Raw genomic sequence first — 18,090 nt, forward strand, 5'->3', positions numbered from 1 at the left:
CGAGGTTCTCCGAAGAAGCCGCCGCGCTACGCGGCCAGCTTCCCGAGCGCCTGCTCCACCTGCGCGCGGAACGCGTCCCAGGTCGCGGCCATCGCCGCCGCACCGTCCTGCTTCACCGCGCGTTCGAGCCGCGCGCATTGCTGGGTCATCGCATCGTTGCCCGCCAGCGCGAAGCCGCCCGCCATCGAGTGCAGCTCGACATGGATCAGGTCCGCTTCGCCGCCCGGCAACGCCCCGGCGATCACGGCCAACGAGCGGCGCGTCGCGGCGACCAGCGCATCGCGAATCTCCGCGGTCAGCACGCAGGCCGCGTCCGCATCCGCCTCGGCGGTCGCCGCGCGACGCCGCGCGGCCGCATGCCGGCGCAGCACGCTGTCGAGCGTCGCCATCGACAAGGGCTTCAACACCACCTCGGCCGCGCCGGCCGCCGCGCAACGCCGGTGCTCGGCCTCGGTCGCATGCGCGGTCATCGCCACCACCGGCACGTTCGCGCGCTGCTCGCGCAGGCAGGTCGCGAGCGCATAGCCGTCCAGTTCGGGCATGCCGAGGTCGGTCAGCACCACGTCGTAGCGCCCCTCGAAAAACGCGCGCAGCGCCTCGCTGCCGTTCGTGACGATCGTCGCATCGTAGCCCAGCTCATTCAACTGATCGCGCAGCAGCGCGCGGCTCGCCGGATGATCCTCCGCCACCAGCACGCGAACCGGTGCATCGTCGTCCTCCACCGCTTCTCCCTGTGCGCCAGGCGTCGCCGCCCCGCCCCCCGCCTCCTGCGGCGCCATCGCGCGCCAGCCGGGCCCGGCATCCGGCAGCGGCACGCGCACCGCGAACGTCGAGCCCTCGCCCAGCCGGCTCTCGACCGTGATCTCGCCCTGCATCAGCGTGACGATGCGGCGGCACAGCGGCAAGCCCAGCCCGGTGCCGCCGAAGCGCCGATAGATCGAGTTGTCCGCCTGGATATAGACATCGAACAGGACCGGCACGCTGTCCTCCGGAATCCCGATGCCCGTATCCGATACGCGGATCTCGACATAGGGCGCCGCGAGCCGCGCATCGATCGTCACGCCGCCGCGCTTGGTGAACTTGAGCGCGTTGCCGACCAGATTCGACAGCACCTGCCGCAACCGCGTCGGATCGCCCCGGCAACCGTCGGGCAGTTCCGCCGCGATCCGGCATTCGAGCGTCAGCCCCTTGGCATCGGCCAGCGGACGATAGATCGCGGCGACGTCCTGCAGCACCCGCCGTAGATCGAAGGCGATCACTTCGAGCGACATCTGATTCGACTCGGCTTTCGACAGATCGAGCACGTCGTTGATCACGCGCAGCAAGGTGTCCGACGACGACGCGACGGTCCGCAGCCGCCGCCGCTGCGCGGCGGGCAGCGGTTCGCGATCCATCAGTTCGAGATAGCCGATGATCGCGTTCAGCGGCGTGCGGATCTCATGGCTCATGGTCGCGAGGAAGGTCGACTTCGCCTTGTTGGCCTGGTCGGCCGCCTCCCGCGCTTCCCGCAGCGTGTGCTCGGCCTGCTTGCGCGCGGTGATGTCGAGCAGCGTGCACAGCAGCACGTCGACGCCGCGGTACTTCACGCGCACGATGTTGGTCGTCAGGTGCGTGAGCCCCGCGTCGCGCAGCTCGATCGACAACTCGTGACCGACGACCTGTCTCGCCCCCCTGCCGCCGCGCGCTTCCGCCTCGCGATAGGCATGCCACAAGCGCTTGCCCAGCGACACGCCGTCGAGCGCCTGCTGGTACGCGAGCATCGTGTCGTTGCGGACCATCACGTCGCCGTCCGCGAGCGACAGCAAGGTCAGGCCGACGGGCGCCGTGCGGATCAGCGTACGGTTCAGCGACTCGCTCTCGATCAGGCGAATCGCGCGCGTGTGCGCGGGCCGCAGCACGCGCCTGTCGAACAGCACGATGCCCGTCCACAGCAGCCCGAAGCCGAACAACGCGAACGCCGCGATCATCGCGAACCGCGGCGCCAGCGCGAGCGCCACCGTGCGCCAGGTGAACATGGAAACCAGCTTCCAGCCCGACTCCGGCAGGTCGTCGCCGATCACGAACACGCCATTGGCGTTGCCTTCCTCGACCACACCATCGGGCGACCCGCGCTCGGCGGACAGCGCGATGTCGAGGGCCTCGCGCGACAAGGCGCCACCGGCCACGGTCCGGCCGCGCGCGTCGATGACCGCGATCGTCTCGCCCGGTTCGTGGTGCAGGTCGATATCGCGCAAGCGGTCGGGGCCGACGAACGAGAACGTCCCGAATGGCCGCCCTTTCGCATCGAACACCGTCTGGGCCAGATGCACGATATCGCGCCCCAGCAGCGGATCGCGGTCCGGGCCGGTCCAGATCGCACCGAAGCGGCGTTGCGGCTCGACGGCCGAATCGGCGTGGCCAAGATCCGGGTTCAGCGCACGGCTCAGCGCCGGCACGCTCTGCGGCGACATCGCGGCCAGCGCGGCCGCCGACTGCCTGCCGATGGTCGTGATGAAATCCCCTTCGGGGTTCATGAAATAAGCGCCCGGAAACGGACGTGGGTTGCGCTTGAGCTGGTCCGGCAATATCTCCTGCTGGCGCAGGAACGTCGCGATGTACGGCGAGAAGTAACTCGCCGGGCGCTTCGCCGACAAGGCCGCGAGCGCGACGAAACGAGGCTCGCCGCCCTCGTCGCGCAACACCAGCCTGCCGTGGTTCGCCTGCAACTCCGCGAGCAGATGCGGCGCCAGTTGAACACCGCCTTGTTCATCGCGGACGACGAGGCTGCCGACCGGCTGGCCGGAGGACTCGGACGACGCCGCGCCGCGCTGCTCCCAGCCGTCCCACACGAGCTCCGCGTAACGCGCGACGCGCATCAGCCGCGCCTCGCTTTGCTGCATCTCGACACGCAACTGGGCCTCGCGCTGCAGGAATTCCGAGCGTTTCCGGCTGAAGTAGTCGTGCAGTTCGAGTCGCGCGACGAGCAGCGCGCACAGCAGGATGAACGCGCTGAGCGCGACGCCGCCGCCATACAACAGCCAATGCTGGTAGCGCTTGATCCGTCTGGGTTCGAAAGCCACCCCGCCCGCCGCCATGCCGTGCGTCAGCAGGTGCTTCAGTTTTCCTGGCATGTGATGTCGTCGTTATCGGTCGCCCGATCTGCGCGGCGGCCGGATGCCCTTGCGGCGGCGGCGGGATGCACCGGCCGCCGCGCCGCGCTCCCCGACCTAGTTCCCCACCGAAACGTCGCCGGACGACGATACGTCGACGTCGCCCTTGTAGCGGATCAGGTCGGCATCCCGCACGATGCCGAGCTTCTTCATCGCACTCGACTTCTGGGAACTGATGGTCTGCTTGCTGCGATGCAGCTGCGTCGCGATCTCGCCAACCGTATAGCCGGCGCAGAACAGCCGCACCACCTCGATCTCGCGGGCGGTCAGCTCGCGCGTCGTGCCGCTCAGCTCGACGTTGTCGAGCAGCTTCTTGATCGACGGCGACAGGTAATTGCCACGCACGTAGGCCGCATGCACCGCCCCCACCAGATGGGAGGTCGCATCCGACTTGCTGAGAACGCAGCTCACGCCCTGCTTCTGGATCGCGCGCAGCACGCTCGGGTTGTCGATCATCGTGATCGTGACGATCCGCAGTGCCGGATATCGCCGCTGCAGGAACGACAGCAGCACGAGGCCGTCGCCGTACTTGCCGCCCGGCATCACATAGTCAAGGACGAGCACGTCGCACGAATGCGCGTCGAGCGCCGTGACCAGATCGGTCGAATTCGAGACCGTACCAGCCAGCTTGATCGTCGTGATCCCGTTCATCGCCTGCGCGATGCCGAGCGCGACCGCCGGATGATCATCCGCCACCATCACACGAACACAGAATTCCTTCATGATTGCTTCCCGGTAGCACCCCGCGAATCCGCCGCGGGCCAATCCGCCGCCCGCGACAGCGAGCCTGGACGATTGTGAGCGAAGTGCTGGTTGAATTGCACGGATTCAACGTGATATTACACGCGTCAGCCGCCCGAACACGGATGCGGTCATGGGCTGGCACCCGCCTTCTTCCGCACCGCCGCGCAGCCTGGCGCGCCCCCCTTGGCGGCCGGTTGGCCCCTCATCCGTCGTCCTTCGCGCGCGACGCGCCGCGATCCGTCTTCTGCTCCCATTCATCGATCATGCGTCGTCTCTGCCGGGGCGACATGATGAGCCACTCATTCACACTCGACAAGAATTCCCGCCGGGATTTCTCCGGCATCGTCACAAAATCGAGCAGCAGCGCGAATACCTGTTTCGTACAACGCACGTCTCTTCCTTTCATGGTCAGTGGGACGCACCACCGGCGGTCCCGAACACTCCGCAGCGGCGCGCCCGCCCCGCGCGGTTCCGTCACGCTCCGGCACCCTGCCGCGCCGGACCGTCATTCATCCTGCGCGGCCGGCGCGTGCCCCGCCCCCCCATCGCCACGCATGGGCGCACGCGCGCCGGACAGGCGCGCGACGCCGTGCAGCGCCGCGTGGAAATGCTCGAGCGTCACGGGTTTGACGAATACCTTTGCCACCCCGGCCGCCAGGTAGCGCTCGATATCGGCCGGCGCCGCGTCCGCGGTCACGACCATCACCACGCACCGCATCCGCTCGCGCCGCAGCGCGGCGGACAACGCGCACACCGACATGTCGGGCAGATCCGTTTCGAGCACAAGCGCGTCCCAGGACTGGACCGACAGCAACTCCAGGATTTCCACGGCGCGCGAAACGCCGCGCACCGTGCAGCCGAGCGCTTCGAGCTGTTCGCAATAGAGACGGCTGCTGATCGACCCGTCGTCACGCACCAGCACTCGCAGCGCATCGTTCGCGCGGGCAGGCGGGCTGCTGCGCCGGACTGGCGCGGCCAGCACATCCCGCAAGGCGGCCTGGATGCCGCGCAGCGCGTAGCGCGACACGTTGACGCCTTGTGCATCGCCGTGCGGCCGCGCCGGTCCGTCGCCAGTGCAGACGATGACCTGCGCGCGCGCCGCCAGCCTGCCGCGCGACGCGCGATCAAACGGCGCGCCGAACTGCAGCAACGCCCGCACCGCGCCGGGTGGAGGGCCACCGTCATCGACGAGGACCCGCAGGCCCCACGCGCGCAGATGGTCAGACACGAAGTCGCGCCACACGGGCTCGCCCGCGAGCAATACGGTTTCGTCGGCGAAGCTTCGCGCATCCGTCACGCGCTCCGCCCGAAGCGGCAGCCGGATCGTGAAACAACTGCCGACTCCCGGCTCGCTCGCCACCTCGATCACGCCCCCCATCGCAACCACGATCCGCTCGCACAGCGCGAGCCCGAGGCCGGTGCCGCCGTCGCGCCGCGCGATCGACGAATCGACCTGCGAGAACGCCTTGAACAACAGCCGCTGCTCCTCCGCGGACATGCCGATGCCGGTATCCTCGACCGACAGCACGAAGGCGTCGTCATGAGCCGCGCGCGTCTCGATCGTCGCGCGAACCGTGATGGCGCCCGCCTCGGTAAACTTGATCGCATTGCCGAGCAGGTTGCCCATCAACTGCGCGAGCCGCGTCGGATCGCCGCGCATGCGCTGCGTGACGCTCATTTCGAACCGACAGTACAAGGGCAGCCCCTTCGCTCTCGCCATCGGCGCGAAGCCGATCAGCCCGTGCTCGAGCACGTCGGCGATCTCGAAATCGATCATCTCGACCGGCATCGCGCCCGCTTCGATCTTCGAGAAATCGAGGATGTCGCTGACGATCGCGAGCAATCCGCGCGAGGTGGCTTTCAGCGTGCCGAGCCGGTCGCGCTGCGCGTCGTCGAGCGGCGTGCGGTCGAGCAGCTCGAGGTTGCCGAGCATCACGTTGAGCGGCGTGCGAATCTCGTGGCTCATCGCCGCGAGAAACGACGATTTCGCCGCATTCGCGGCGTCAGCGGCGCGCGCCGCCGCCTCCAACTGCCGGACGAGACCCAGCTTCTCGGTCACGTCGACGAATGCCGCGATCAGCACCGCCTCGCCCTGGTAGCGCGCGCAACGCACGGCCATCGTCAGATGCAGCGCCACACCGTCGGTCTGCTCGACCACGATGTCGTCGTACACCGTACCGGCCTCGAACCGGGCCGCGCCGGACGCGTCGTAGCATCGCATCACCTCGCCGCCGAGCCGCCGCTCGCCGCCCGCCAGCCGGCCGCTCAACGCGTCGAGCGCGACGCTGCGCAACATGAAGCGCCGCGCCGCGCAGGAAATCAGGCCGAGCCCGACGGGCGCCGTCTCGATCACGCGCCGGCACAGCCGCTCGCTGTCGAACACCCGCCGCAAACGTTCGTGCAGCGGCATCAGCACGCGTCGGTGGAGCACCAGCAGCAGCGCCCACATCACCGCGAGAACCAGCAGCGTCGCGGCGGCGAGGCCAAGAAGCTGCGGCGCGACGCCGGCCGCGAACGCGCGCCACGACAGCGCGTAGGTGATCGACCAGCCGGTGTCGGCGAGGCGGCCCGTGAACACGACAAAGCCGTCCCGCCAGCGCGGGCGGTTCCATTCCCGGGCGTCGCGCGGCGCGCCGCCGACCAGCCGCTCGACCAGCGGCGCATCCGCCTCGATCCGCGGATCCGCGACGACCAGCCCGCCCCCGTCGGTCGCGATCAGGAACACGCCGTCGAACCGGTGATCGCCCAGCCAGGACAGCAGGTACCGCGGCGGATACTCGGCGACCAGCACCGCGAACGGCGCATCGCCGTCATAGGCGCGGGCCGCGAGGCGGATGCGCAGCGCCTGCGTGACGGGATTCCGGAACGGCGGCAGCCAGTACACCTTCGAACCTTCGCCCGGGCGCCGCGCCGACGCATCGGCGAACGGCACGCGCAACGCGTCGAGCGCACGGGCCCGGGCCTCGGGTGCCGACGCGCCGGGCCAGCCCGCGAGCGGCGCCATCGAAAACAATCCACCGAGCAGACTGTAGTGATACCCCTCCAGGCGCTCGCCGCGACTCGATGAACGCGCGGCGCAGATCCGCGCAAGCTCGGTCGACAGGCCCAGGTAGCGCGCCGCGGCGCGACGATCGCCTACCTCCCCGGGCACCCCGAACACCCACGCCGGATACGGATGCAGCGCCGCCCTCAGGCCGTCGCGATGAAACGCGTCGACGCGCGCGGCGGCGGCGCCTTCCCGCCACGCCAGCTCGGCTTGCGCGAGGCCATGGCGGAACGTGGTCTCGCTGATCTTGATGTCATTGACGACCTGCTCCTTGCCCAGCAGGAAATCGTACCGCGTGGATTCGACATGCGCGTACAGGATCGACGCCGCGCCGAGCGCGCTCGCCACCAGGACGAGCAACGTGACGACGACGCCCCCGCCGAGCAGCGACATGCGCTGATAGCGGCGAATCGAGTGATAGGTGCTCGGGTGCATGGCGGGCATGACGATGCAATCGGAGGAAACGCCTCGACGTGCCGCAGATGATGAAGGGAAGGGCTGGTGTCGTGGAATGTCGGGGAATTTTCGCCATCATGCCAACCAGAAATTCAAAAACAACCCTTCTTAATAGCAATTCGAACTAGTACTAGATTTTTTAAAATATAAACAGAACTAATACTAGATTCAGTTCGCCGCTTTAAAAGCACCATCTCACACGCTGCCATTCCCCGCCGCACGCGCCGCACCTCGCCGGCCAACGCCGCATGCACAGCTCCGGGCTTGCCGGTTGCGCATCGCGCAGACCGCCTCGCCCCTCCCAATGGCGACATAAGCAGTACCCGCACCTCATCGCGCACGACCTATCCCGCTGACATTCGATTCATCGCGATTTCAATGTATGAAACATCGGCTCAACGAAGTACGAGCCGTCTTGAGATTGGCGCACTTCTCGCGCGGTCGATCCATCGGTTGATCTATCCGATATAAAGCAGCGCGCCTTTCGACCCGCCCGGTTCTTCGCTCGCGCTCGGTCGAACAAGGGCGCACCCGGCGCGACAACGGGCCGCCGAGCCACCTCGACCTATCGATCAAGCACGGCAGCCGCTTGCCGGTGGATCACGACGATCTGCCCGCCCGACCCGAAATGACTCGCCGATTGGCACGCCCCGCCCTCGCGCGCGGTGCGCGCGCTTCCTATGATGACGTTACCGGCCACGCCGTCTTCATGCAGGGAATCATCGATGAACCCCCTTCCGTCCTTCAGCAACGACGCGGACAAAGTCGCGTACGTCCGCCAGCAGGTCAACGCCGCGAGCGATGCGCTGCGCCGGCGCTATCCGCTGCTCGACCACCAGGATCTGATCGGCGCCGTCGTGATGGCGCTGTGCGTGGCCGCGCTGCTCGCGAACGCCTGGCTGTACGGCGCCGGACGCATCGCCTGGTATGTGGCGCTGCCGGCGGCCGCCTTCTTGACCTCGCTGATTCACGAACTCGAGCACGACCTGATCCACGCCATGTATTTCCGCACGACGCCGTGGGCCTATCACCTGATGATGGCGCTGTGCTGGCTCGCCCGGCCCGGCACGATCAACCCGTGGACGCGCCGCCGCATGCACCTGCACCATCACAAGGTGTCGGGCGGCGATTCCGATCTGGAGGAATACGGGATCACGAACGGCGAACGCTGGAGCCTGAAGCGGCTCCTGATGATCGCCGACGGCATGCTCGCGGTCGCGCTCAGGCCCAACAGGATGCGCCGCAAGGTCCGTCAATACGTCGCCGCGCAGCCCGCCCGGAACCCCGCCTCGCGCCAGCAACTGCGCATCGAGCAAGTCGGTGCCTACCTGCCGCTGGGGCATGTGTACTACATGCTGTGGCACGCGTTCATCCTCTACCACGCGGGCGGCTTCGCGCTGCGCGCGCTCGGTTACGCGACGCCGGCCCCGCACGCGCTGCAGGCCGCGATGCAGGTCGTGGATTTTCTCTCGGTCATCTGGCTCGGGCCGAATTTCGTGCGCAGCTTCTGCATCAACTTCATCAGCTCGAACATGCATTACTTCGGCGACATCGACCCGCGCAACGTGATCCAGCAGACCCAGGTGCTGAATCCGTGGTGGCTCGCGCCGCTGCAGCTGTTCTGCTTCAACTTCGGCAGCACCCGCGCGATCCATCATTTCGTCGTGCGGGATCCGTTCTACATCCGCCAGCTGACCGCGCGACGCGCGCATGCGGCGCTGCGCGCGGTCGGCGTACGCTTCAACGACTTCGGCACCTTCCGCCGCGCGAACCGCCGGCACGCGGCCCGCACGGCGTCCTGAGCGGCGCGGGCGTCGAGCCGGCGCGCCGCTTGCCGGCCTCAGCCGCGTCGCGTCTTGTTGAGCACGATCGTCTCGAACAGCTCGTACTGCGCGGTCGGCGTCTGGTCCGCGCCCGGCGCGTGGTAGTAGCGCACCGTGATCGTGGTCTCGCCGCCGCGCTCGCCCGGCTCGTAGTCGAACACCGCGATCCCGTAGCCCGTGCCCGTGTCGCGCCGCGCCGACCAGATCGCATCCTCGACCGCGTCCGCGCCCGCGCGCACGAACGTATTCGGCGCGCTGCCCGGCACCGGCCGGTTCGGCTTCGTGAAGACCCGCGCCTGCGGCAGGCCCGTCGCCTGATCCACGCCGTATACGTCGAGCGGCGCGCTCGTGCCGCCGCCGCCCAGGATCAGGTGGATGGTGCCCCGGCTCGTATCGAAGCGGCCGTCGGCGGGATCGCTCGTGACGACGGGGCGCGGCTGCAGCGTATCGACCACCACGCCCGTCAGCGGATCGAGCCCCGCGTGGTGATTGCAGCCGCGCACCGGATAGCTGCGTTCGTAATCGTGATCGTGGCCGCACAGCACGAGATCGACGCCATACCGGTCGAACAGGGGCAGCCACGCCTCCCGGATGCCCTTGTCGGAGCCGTTGCCCACTTTCGACGAACTGAGCGCGTCCTGGTGCATCTGGACCACGATCCAGTCGATCTCGTGGTCGCGCGCCGCATGATGCAGCATCGCTTCGAGCCAGCGGGTCTGCTCGCCGTTGCTGTAGCCGCGCACATAGAACGAGGTGCCGGGCTCGATCGCGGGATTGCCGGTGCTCGCGGCCGGTGTCAGCGGATTCGGGCCGGCGACGAACGCGGCCGCATCCTGGTAGACGACGTCGTCCGCGTCGAGCGACACGAACAGCACGCCGCCGACCCGGAAGCTGTACCAGCGGCCCGGGAAGCGCGTGCCGTTGTCGGGCAGCGTATAGCGCGCGAGATACGAATCGAGGCCTTGCGCGCCGTTGTGGAATTCGATCTCGTGGTTGCCGGGGCACGGCATCCAAGGGCGCAGGGCCGCCGAGGTCTGGTTGTTGTTGCCGAAGTCGCGCCACACGTCCGGCTGATGCGCCGGATTGAGGTTCGCATAGCACAGGTCGCCGTTCAGCAGGTGAAACAGCGGCTGGAACTGCTCGACCGCCTGCACCGCGAAGCGGCTCTGCGTCGACGACAGCACCCAGGCGGTGTTCGGCGTCGCCAGATCGCCGTAGCTGGTCCAGCGAAACGGCGTGCGCCCGCGCGGCGCCGTGCGGAAGCACGCGGTGAACGGCGCGGCGGCGCGGCTGTCGTTGTCCGCGGTGACTTCGTATTGGAAGCTCGTGTCCGGCCGCAGCCCACGCAGCCGCGCGTGATAGGTGAACACCACGTCGCCGTTCAGGCCGTCGGTGTAGGTGCGCTGCACGCCGTGCACGGTTTCCCAATGCGCGCCGCCGCGCCGGGCGTCGCTGCGCGAGTCGTCGCCATGCTGGGCGCGCACGCGCACACGCGGCTTGAGCGCCGGCGCGAGGGTCGCCCACGACACGACGACCTCCTCGCTCGGGTCGCCGCCCCAGGTCAGGTGGATCTGCTCGGGCGTGCCGTCCGGATTCGCGCCCGCGGCGCGCGCGGCGGCAAGCCCGCCCGTCGCGGTCGCGAGACCGGACGCGCCCGCCAGCTTCAGGAAACCGCGACGCGAGACATAACGGCCCTCTTCGGGCGTCGCGGGATCGGCATGATCTTGATTCGTCGACATGTGAATGATTGTGATCGTGGGAAGGAAGGAATCCACCGCATCCGCTCCGGCTCCACGCGGAGCGGCCGGCGGCCGGACCGGCCCACGGTGCCGTGGCCGGCCTCCCCACATTAGCCCGCGATCTGTGACCCGCCGATGTCAACGCAGCGGCGGCGCGGCCGCGCCGCGCGGCGTCGGGAAAAGAAAAAGCGCGCGCTTCCCGTGAGGGAAGGAAGCGCGCGCGAAAGCCGTCTGACATGCTTACCCGAGGGCCGATCGAGGCGTATCGTCAGACGGGACACGAGATAGGATCTCGCGCCGGGAAAACCTCATGCGCGGCGGACGTCACCTCCGCCGGACGCGCGGCCGCGGCGGCCGCGCGGCGGCCGGGCATGGAACGGGAACAGGATCAATCGGGAGCCGGAGCCGAACGTCGAACGCCGGAACGGCGTCTCGCGGCGCATGCGCGCGCGCGGCAGCGGATCGGCCGGCGCCGCGTGAAAGCGCATCCCGCGCGGCGCAACCGTGCGCGGGCCGTCTTCCACCCGGCTCAGCGCGGGCAGGTCGGTGGCGCGTCGCGCGCGCCCTCCGCCGAGGGCCCGCAGCAGACGCGCGAACGCCGGCGAGCCCCTGCTTGCTCGGCGGCGCCATTGTTGCCGTAGAATACGGGCAGCCATGGGCGGTCTCTCTTAGCTTCCAATGGTCAGGCCGGCATCGGTGCTCGCAACACCGGTGCCGGCCGCTCTTCTTTCAGGCCCCCGCCCGCGCTCGCAACGCCGGCGTCAGCCCCTTCCTGCTCGACTGCTCAACTGCTCGATCACGCCGCTCGCGCGACGCGTCACACCCGATTGCGCGCGGTGGCGAAACCGTCAACCGCCGGTCGCCCCCGCTCGCCGTCATACGTCTCGCCGGAAATCCGCATCGCCACCGTGGTCGCCACCGTGCTCGCATACACGTTGAGCGCGGTGCGGCCCATGTCGAAGAATGCATCGATGCCGAGGATCAGCAGGACCGCCTCGGCGGGCAGGCCGATCGCCGACAGGATCACCGTGATCGCGACGATCGCGCCCGACGGCACGTTGGCCGCGCCGTCGATCGTGATGATCGTGAGCACCGCGATGGTCAGCAACAGCGGCCAGCTCCAGGTCAGGTGATACGCGTCCGCGAGATAGCCGACCGCGAGCGCCGTGTAAAGCACCGCGCCGTCGCGATTGAAGATGTAGGACAGCGGCAGGATCGTCGACGCGACCGAGGACGGCACGCCCATCTCGGTCAGCTTCTTCAGATGCAGCGGGAACGTGATCTCGGACGAGCGCGTGGTGAAGCCGAGGATCAGCGGCGCGCCGACCTGGCGCAGCACGGCGAACGGCGACTGGCCCGCGAGCTTGACGATCAGCGTCAGCAGCACGGCGAGGATCGCCATCCCGAGGTAGGCGATGCCGAGCAGCTTGAGCAGCGGCGTCAGCGCGGACATGCCCTTCGACGACAGCAGGAAGGCGAGCGCCGCGAAGATCGCCAGCGGCGAGAACGCGACCACCCACTCGGTCAGCTTGAAGAGCGCCGCCAGGAACGATTCGCACACCGCGATCAGCGGGCCCGCGCGATCCTCGACCGCCGCCAGCGCGGAGCCGAGCAGCACGCCGAATACCAGCACCGGCAGCGAATTGCCGGCGGCCAGCGCGCCGACGATGTTCGCCGGAATCAGGTCGGTGACGAATTTCAACCAGTCGATATCGCCCGCGAGATTCGACGGCAGCGATGCCGTATGCGCGAGGCTCGCGCCGACGCCGGGCCGGAACAGCAGGTTGAGCCCGAGCCCGAGCGCGCTCGCGACGAGCGTCATCACGAGGAAGAAAACGAGGCTGAGCAGTGCGGTCCGGCCGAGGTGGCCGCGCGAGATACCGGCGCGAAAGGTGCCGATCGTCACCGACATCAGGATCAGCGGCAGCACGACCATCTTGATCGCATGCCCGAAAAGGGTCGTGATGAAACCGAGCTTCGCGCTCACGCCGGGCGCATAGAGACCGCAGACGATGCCGAGCACGAGGCCCGCGATCATTTGAAGCGGAAGCGAAAAACCTCGATTAGTCGGATTCATGATTGGCCCGAATAAGTTTGATTCTCGCGGAGGTACCATCTACGATGTGGTTCCACATATGGCGTCGCGCCGACTCGGGATCCTTTTCCTTGATCGCGTCAAAAATACTCAGGTGTTCGATGGTTCCCCGTCTGACCGTTTCCGCATCCTCACGCGGCAATTCATTGAGCGCCAGCGTTTGAGCCCGCAATATCTTGTACGTCGTGAACAGACGTTCATTCCGCGCGGCCTCGAACATCTCCTGGTGAAACACCCAGCCGATCCGCTGCTCGATCATGATGTCGCTCGTGCCCTGCTCGACGATCAGGCGCAGTTGATCCGCGGAGCGCACGAGCCCTTCCGTCGCACCGCCGCGCGCCGCCAGGTAGGCCGCCGTGCTTTCGAGCGCGAGGCGCACTTCGAAAATCTCGCGCAGATCCTGCGACGTGGGCTGCGAGATATAGGTGCCGCTCTTCGTCACCACCTCGACCAGCCCTTCCGCCGCCAGCAACTGAATGGCGGTACGGACCGGCATGTGCCCCAGCCCCAGTTCGCCGGCCAGCCCGCGGTACGAAATCTTCTGGCCAGGCGCAAGCCGGCCGTCGAAGATTCGATTGCGAATCTGGTCGTACGCGTTTTCGGTATCGGAAATAATGCCCTCAGCCATCTGAGATCGCAGTTTGATTATTCGTTTATCCGTGAATCCGGCCCGGGCTAGATTATCCCGGTTATGAGTCGTCTTCAACTGATATTTTTTGCGCGACTTTTCCATTCCTTGCCATTAAGCGTTCACGATGCCAACCCTGTCCGATTCCCACGTGTTGTTCTCGATCTGCTCCGTTTCAGCCGCCGATGTCGCGCCGTTACGCGGCAGGATCCTGCTCGCGGGCGAACTCGACTCCGCGCGCTTTCGCGGCGATGACGATGCATCGACGCTGCATCTCGCGGTGCGTCGCGCCGACGTGATCGTGGCGGTTGCAACGATCTGCCGCGAACCGCTGCCCGGTTCGAACGACAGCGCGGCATGGCGCCTGCGCGGCGTCGCGGTCGAACCCGCGGTGCAGCGGCACGGCTTCGGCAAGGTATTGATGAAGCTCTGCCTCGACCACGCCGAACGCCAGTCCGGCCGGCTCGTGTGGTGCACCGCGCGCGAATCGGCGCGCGGCTTCTACGAGTCGCTCGGCTTCGCGTCCGCGCGGGCACCATTTACGCTGCCCTCGCGCGGCGACGCGCTGTTCTACGAGATGCACTACGTGCTGCCGGGCACGCCCGTGGTCGACGCGGAATGACGCGTCAGCGCGCCGCCCGGCGTCGGCGCGCGGCGGGAACGGGCATCGCGGCGCCGCGTTCGCGATGCCATTGCAGCAGCAGCGCGCGGCTTTGCGCGCACACCGTCTCCACGATCAGCGCGGCGTGTTCGGCGTCGTATTCGCGCCAGCCGAGCATCTCGAGCGTCGAGCGCCGCGCGACGTGGAAAATCGTCAGTTGTCCGTGCAAGCTGAACATGCGGATCCGCGTGACGGTTGCATTGGGCGCCTCGCCCGTCACGCGCGCGATCAGTGCGCAGGTCACTTCGTTGAGCGGCCGCCGCACACGCTGCATCAGGATCTGGCTCGCGCTCTCGGGCTCGTAGCCCGACTGTTCGCGCGCGAACAGCATGCGCTGGTTCGGCGTGCCCGGGGTCTCGAAGATCTTGCCCGCCATCGCCCGCTGGATCCCCACGAACGCCTCGATCAATTCCTCCACGTCCGCCTCGGGCGCATTCAGCACCGCCCAGGCGCGCTGCACCGCGGGCACGAAATGCATCCACACCTGATCCGCGAGTGATTCGATGCAGGCGCAATACACGCCCAGCTTGTTCTCGAAGTAGTACTGCAAGGCCGGCGCATTGACCCCGGCGCGCGCGGCGATGTCGCGCGTCGATGCGCCCTCGAAGCCGTGCTCGCCGAACAGCTCGAGCGCGGCGTCGATGATGCGCTGGCGCGTCTCGTCGCCGCGCGCATAACCGCCTGCCGTCGAACGGCGCAGCTTCTTCGCTTCCTTCATATCCCTCCTTCCGGTTCGACCGGCCCCGATCCGCCGGACCAGATTTCACTTGACACAATTATATCGTTCGGAATAATTTTGCCGACTGGAATAAATTGGACGTTCACCATGTCGTCGCCCGCACCCGAATCAAATCCGAAAGCGAATAGTAAGGATTCCGACACAAGCACCGCCGCCCGCCCATCGCGCCGGCGGCTGCTGATCGCGGCCGGCCTCGTCGCGCTGGTCGTCGGCGGGGTCTGGCTCGCACGCTGGTGGACGGTCGGCCGCTTCATCGAAAGCACCGACGACGCCTATCTGCAAGCCGACAGCATGACCGCCGCGCCGAAGATCGCCGGCTATATCACGGACGTCTACGTCGCCGACAACCAGCCCGTGAAGGTGGGCGACCCGCTCGTGCGCCTCGATACGCGTCAGTACCAGGTGTCGCTCGACCAGGCGCTCGCCACGGTCGACGCGCGTCGCGCAGACATCGCACGCGCCGAGGCCGAGATCGGCCAGCAGCGCGCCAATCTCGAACAGGCCGGCGCGCAGCGCGAGGTCGCGCGCGTCAATGCGCGGCACGCAGGCGACGAGGTCGCACGCTATGCGCCGCTCGTGGCGACGGGCGCCGAAACGGCCGAGCGGGTCGCCTCGCTGACCAGCACGCGCGACCAGGCCCGGGCGACGCTCGCGGCCAACAGCGCCGCGCTCGACGCCGCGCGCACGCAGATCGCGTCGAGCACCGCCGCGCTCACGCAGGCGCGCGCGCAGCTCGAAGCCGCGCTGGCCAACGCCGCGCAAGCGCGCCTCGATCTCGACAACACGATCGTGCGCAGCACGCTCGCGGGCCGGGTCGGCGACCGTACCGTCCGGGTCGGCCAATACGTGCAGCCCGGCACGCGGCTCTTGACCGTCGTGCCGGTCGAGCGCACCTATCTGGTCGCGAACTTCAAGGAGACCCAGGTCGGCCGCATGCGCGCCGGCCAGCCTGTCGAGCTGCGCGTCGACGCGCTGCCGGGCAAGACCCTGCACGGCGTGGTCGACAGCTTCGCGCCGGGCACCGGCGCGCAGTTCGCGCTGCTGCCGCCCGAGAACGCAACCGGCAACTTCACCAAGATCGTGCAGCGGGTGCCCGTGCGGATCCGCCTCGACACCGGCGCAGCGACGCGCGCCGTGCTGGTGCCGGGCTTGTCCGTGACGGTCGACGTCGATACGCGCGGCGCGCGCGACGACGACGCGCGCATCGACGCGGAGAACCGCCGTGACTGACGCCCGCCCGCCGGCCCCGGCCGAAGCGCGCGCGAGCGCCGCCGACTGGATCGCGGTGGCGGCGGGCGCGCTCGGCGCGCTGATGGCGACGCTCGACATCTCGATCACCAACTCGGCCCTGCCGCAGATCCAGGGCGCGATCGGCGCGACCGGCACCGAAGGCACCTGGATCTCGACCGGCTACCTGATGTCGGAGATCGTGATGATCCCGCTCGCCGCGTGGCTCACGCGCGTGTTCGGCCTGCGCAATTTCCTGCTGACCAACTCGGCGCTGTTCATCGTGTTCTCGATGATGTGCGGCTGGTCGCATTCGCTCGCGGCAATGGTGGCCGGCCGCATCGGGCAGGGCTTCACGGGCGGCGCGCTGATCCCGACCGCACAGACCATCATCCGCACCCGGCTGCCGATGTCGCAGTTGCCCGTCGGCATGACGGTGTTCGGCCTGATCGTGCTGCTCGGTCCGCTGTTCGGCCCGGTCGTGGGCGGCTGGCTCGCGGAGAACATCAGCTGGAGCTGGTGCTTCTTCCTGAACCTGCCGGTCTGCCTGCTGCTGATGACCTTGCTGCTGGTCGGCCTGCCATCCGAGCGCCCGCAATGGCACGCGTTCCTCAATGCCGACTGGCTCGGCATCGCCGGGCTCGCGATCGGCCTCAGCTCGCTCACCGTCGTGCTCGAGGAAGGCCAGCGCGAACGCTGGTTCGAGTCGCACATGATCGTGACGCTGAGCTGGATCTCGTTCGCCGGGATGGTGTTGATCGCGCTGTCGCAGCGCTTCGCGAAACGGCCGATCATGCGCCTGAGCCTGATGCGCAACCCGCGCTACGCGAGCGTGATCCTGATCGTGTCCGCGGTCGGCGCGGCGCTGTACGGCGTGTCCTATCTGCTGCCGCAGTTCCTGAGCCTCGTGGCCGGCTACAACGCCGCGCAGTCGGGCGCGATCATGCTGCTGTCCGGGCTGCCCGCATTCCTCGTGATGCCGATCCTGCCGCGCCTGCTCGGCAAGGTCGACTTCCGGATCCTCGTGATCACGGGGCTGCTGCTGTTCTTCACGAGCTGCATGCTCGACATCGACCTCACCGCGCAAAGCGTGGGGCACGACTTCGTGTGGTCGCAGCTGATCCGCGGCATCGCACAGATGCTCGCGATGATGCCGCTCAACCAGGCGTCGATGGCCGCCGTCGCGCGCGAGGATTCCGGCGACGCCGCCGGCCTCTACAACATGGCGCGCAATCTCGGCGGCTCGATCGGGCTCGCGATCATCGGCACGGTGATCGATCGGCGCACGACCTTCCACGCCGCGATGCTGCGCGAATCGGTCAGCGCCAATTCGCCGCTCGGCCAGGACCGGCTCGCGGCCAACGCCGCCGGCTGGTTCGCGCAGACGGGCGACCTCGCCTACGCGCAATTGCGCGCGCTGGGCCAGTTCGCCGCGCAGATCCAGCAGCAGGCGCTCGTGATGACGTTTTCGGAAACCTTCTACCTGCTCGGTCTCGCGCTGCTCGCCTGCGTGCCGCTCGCGCTGCTGCTGCGGACCCCGCGCCACCCGGCGTCGCCCGCCGATGCCGGCCATTGATTCCCAGGATGCCGTGATGACGCCTTCCCATCGTTCCCGTTGCCTGCTCGCCGCGCTCGCGGCCGCCGGCGCGCTCGCGGGCTGCACGGTCGGCCCCGACTACCGCGGCGCGCCCGACGCGGCCGCGCCGGGCGACCACTTCGTGCGCGCGCCCGCCGGCGGCGTGCGCACCGCCGCGCCCGCGCCGAGCCGCTGGTGGCGCTGGCT

General features: G+C 68.3%; 12 protein-coding genes and 1 pseudogene. 5 read left to right on the plus strand and 8 right to left on the minus strand.

What is annotated here, in order from left to right; all coding sequences use genetic code 11:
- Window positions 1-26 precede the first annotated feature (26 nt).
- From AC1RQF_RS05975 to AC1RQF_RS05990, 4 genes are all read right to left on the minus strand, one after another.
- Entirely contained in the window at window positions 27-3,110 is a 3,084-nt protein-coding gene (locus AC1RQF_RS05975) for an ATP-binding protein (protein ID WP_492871518.1), read from the minus strand.
- A gap of 96 nt (window positions 3,111-3,206) precedes the next feature.
- Window positions 3,207-3,872, minus strand: a complete 666-nt coding sequence (locus AC1RQF_RS05980) for a response regulator (RefSeq protein WP_273998989.1) — start codon at window positions 3,870-3,872, stop codon at window positions 3,207-3,209.
- Between the two features lie 223 nt (window positions 3,873-4,095).
- Window positions 4,096-4,299: a hypothetical protein gene (locus AC1RQF_RS05985; RefSeq protein ID WP_273998991.1), complete on the minus strand. Its 204-nt coding sequence runs from the start codon at window positions 4,297-4,299 to the stop codon at window positions 4,096-4,098.
- A gap of 99 nt (window positions 4,300-4,398) precedes the next feature.
- A complete protein-coding gene (locus AC1RQF_RS05990; protein ID WP_492871519.1) occupies window positions 4,399-7,383 on the minus strand; it encodes an ATP-binding protein in 2,985 nt (994 codons plus the stop codon).
- A 737-nt stretch (window positions 7,384-8,120) separates the two neighbouring features.
- On the opposite strand from AC1RQF_RS05990, the gene AC1RQF_RS05995 reads away from it, so the two are divergent.
- The gene (locus AC1RQF_RS05995) at window positions 8,121-9,197 is read left to right on the plus strand and encodes a fatty acid desaturase (RefSeq protein WP_492871520.1); all 1,077 of its coding nucleotides are present in this window, start codon (window positions 8,121-8,123) and stop codon (window positions 9,195-9,197) included.
- Between the two features lie 38 nt (window positions 9,198-9,235).
- On the opposite strand, the gene AC1RQF_RS06000 is transcribed toward AC1RQF_RS05995, so the two are convergent.
- From AC1RQF_RS06000 to AC1RQF_RS06010, 3 genes are all read right to left on the minus strand, one after another.
- Window positions 9,236-10,957: a purple acid phosphatase family protein gene (locus tag AC1RQF_RS06000; RefSeq protein WP_273998996.1), complete on the minus strand. Its 1,722-nt coding sequence runs from the start codon at window positions 10,955-10,957 to the stop codon at window positions 9,236-9,238.
- Between the two features lie 817 nt (window positions 10,958-11,774).
- Entirely contained in the window at window positions 11,775-13,034 is a 1,260-nt protein-coding gene (locus tag AC1RQF_RS06005) for a dicarboxylate/amino acid:cation symporter (protein WP_273998997.1), read from the minus strand.
- Window positions 13,021-13,680: a GntR family transcriptional regulator gene (locus tag AC1RQF_RS06010; RefSeq protein WP_273998999.1), complete on the minus strand. Its 660-nt coding sequence runs from the start codon at window positions 13,678-13,680 to the stop codon at window positions 13,021-13,023. The genes AC1RQF_RS06005 and AC1RQF_RS06010 overlap by 14 nt, the downstream gene beginning before the upstream one ends.
- A 127-nt stretch (window positions 13,681-13,807) precedes the next feature.
- Between AC1RQF_RS06010 and AC1RQF_RS06015 the strand changes: the two genes are divergently transcribed.
- Window positions 13,808-14,302 carry a GNAT family N-acetyltransferase gene (locus AC1RQF_RS06015; protein ID WP_273999000.1) on the plus strand — a complete coding sequence of 165 codons (495 nt, stop codon included), beginning with the start codon at window positions 13,808-13,810 and terminating at the stop codon, window positions 14,300-14,302.
- Between the two features lie 4 nt (window positions 14,303-14,306).
- Here AC1RQF_RS06015 and AC1RQF_RS06020 read toward each other — a convergent pair whose 3' ends face one another.
- Window positions 14,307-15,059, minus strand: coding sequence for a CerR family C-terminal domain-containing protein (locus AC1RQF_RS06020; protein WP_492871521.1), 753 nt, complete (start codon window positions 15,057-15,059; stop codon window positions 14,307-14,309).
- A 108-nt stretch (window positions 15,060-15,167) separates the two neighbouring features.
- Between AC1RQF_RS06020 and AC1RQF_RS06025 the strand changes: the two genes are divergently transcribed.
- The 3 genes and pseudogenes from AC1RQF_RS06025 to AC1RQF_RS06035 all read left to right on the plus strand — a co-directional run.
- Window positions 15,168-16,310 carry an HlyD family secretion protein gene (locus AC1RQF_RS06025; protein WP_492871522.1) on the plus strand — a complete coding sequence of 381 codons (1,143 nt, stop codon included), beginning with the start codon at window positions 15,168-15,170 and terminating at the stop codon, window positions 16,308-16,310.
- Complete coding sequence (locus tag AC1RQF_RS06030; RefSeq protein ID WP_273999003.1) at window positions 16,303-17,883, plus strand: MDR family MFS transporter; 1,581 nt, start codon at window positions 16,303-16,305, stop codon at window positions 17,881-17,883. Before AC1RQF_RS06025 ends, AC1RQF_RS06030 begins: the two co-directional genes overlap by 8 nt.
- A gap of 16 nt (window positions 17,884-17,899) precedes the next feature.
- Window positions 17,900-18,090: pseudogene (locus AC1RQF_RS06035) on the plus strand (efflux transporter outer membrane subunit); the annotation flags it as partial.

It is taken from the genome of Burkholderia sp. GW821-FHT14F03, assembly GCF_058803765.1.

Excerpts from the sequence above, each read along its gene's own strand:
- AC1RQF_RS06000 (WP_273998996.1), bottom strand. The coding sequence starts at position 10,957 with ATGTCGACGAATCAAGATCATGCCGATCCCGCGACGCCCGAAGAGGGC.
- AC1RQF_RS06025 (WP_492871522.1), top strand. The coding sequence starts at position 15,168 with ATGTCGTCGCCCGCACCCGAATCAAATCCGAAAGCGAATAGTAAGGAT.
- AC1RQF_RS05995 (WP_492871520.1), top strand. The coding sequence starts at position 8,121 with ATGAACCCCCTTCCGTCCTTCAGCAACGACGCGGACAAAGTCGCGTAC.
- AC1RQF_RS06010 (WP_273998999.1), bottom strand. The coding sequence starts at position 13,680 with ATGGCTGAGGGCATTATTTCCGATACCGAAAACGCGTACGACCAGATT.
- AC1RQF_RS05985 (WP_273998991.1), bottom strand. The coding sequence starts at position 4,299 with ATGAAAGGAAGAGACGTGCGTTGTACGAAACAGGTATTCGCGCTGCTG.
- AC1RQF_RS05980 (WP_273998989.1), bottom strand. The coding sequence starts at position 3,872 with ATGAAGGAATTCTGTGTTCGTGTGATGGTGGCGGATGATCATCCGGCG.
- AC1RQF_RS06015 (WP_273999000.1), top strand. The coding sequence starts at position 13,808 with ATGCCAACCCTGTCCGATTCCCACGTGTTGTTCTCGATCTGCTCCGTT.
- AC1RQF_RS06020 (WP_492871521.1), bottom strand. The coding sequence starts at position 15,059 with ATGAAGGAAGCGAAGAAGCTGCGCCGTTCGACGGCAGGCGGTTATGCG.
- AC1RQF_RS06005 (WP_273998997.1), bottom strand. The coding sequence starts at position 13,034 with ATGAATCCGACTAATCGAGGTTTTTCGCTTCCGCTTCAAATGATCGCG.
- AC1RQF_RS05990 (WP_492871519.1), bottom strand. The coding sequence starts at position 7,383 with ATGCCCGCCATGCACCCGAGCACCTATCACTCGATTCGCCGCTATCAG.
- AC1RQF_RS05975 (WP_492871518.1), bottom strand. The coding sequence starts at position 3,110 with ATGCCAGGAAAACTGAAGCACCTGCTGACGCACGGCATGGCGGCGGGC.